This is a genomic window from Dactylosporangium aurantiacum (assembly GCF_000716715.1).
Lineage (GTDB): Bacteria > Actinomycetota > Actinomycetes > Mycobacteriales > Micromonosporaceae > Dactylosporangium > Dactylosporangium aurantiacum.
In genome coordinates this window covers 1-429 of the sequence record NZ_JNYJ01000159.1, presented here as the reverse complement: position 1 = coordinate 429, position 429 = coordinate 1, and the positions used below count along the sequence as shown (strand labels likewise).

The following is a 429-nucleotide window of genomic DNA, read 5'->3' as shown; positions in this document are numbered from 1 at the left end:
TCGACGGCGTGGCGTTGCCGGTAGCGGACCGGGTCGAATGCGGGTGGGCGCCCGCCTTTGGAGCCTTTGGCTTTGCGGTGGGCGTCCTGATCGGTCTTGGTGGGGATGCACGCGGGGATGCCGCGTGCGCGCAGGTGTGCCCGGTTGGCTTTCGAGGTGTAGGCCTTGTCGGCCAGGACCAGGTTCGGGCGGGTGCGGGGATGACCGCCGCCGATGCGGGCGACGCGGATCTTGCGAAGGACCGGGATGAACTGCGGGCTGTCCCCGCGTTGCCCGGCGGTGATGACCAGCGCCAGGGGTTTCTGGCCCTGCTCGCAGGCCAGATGCGTCTTGGTGGTCAGCCCGCCGCGGGAACGGCCCAGCGCGTGGTCGGCGGGTTCGTCGTGAACGCCGCCGGGTGGCTCTTTCTGCAGGTGGCCGTCGTGGCGG

Annotated in this window: 1 protein-coding gene; it reads right to left on the bottom strand. The window is 71.1% G+C overall.

The window, feature by feature from the left end; all coding sequences use genetic code 11:
• Positions 1–429 (bottom strand): IS5/IS1182 family transposase (locus OP18_RS50745; protein ID WP_033368043.1); only part of this gene is annotated, 429 nt, incomplete at both ends.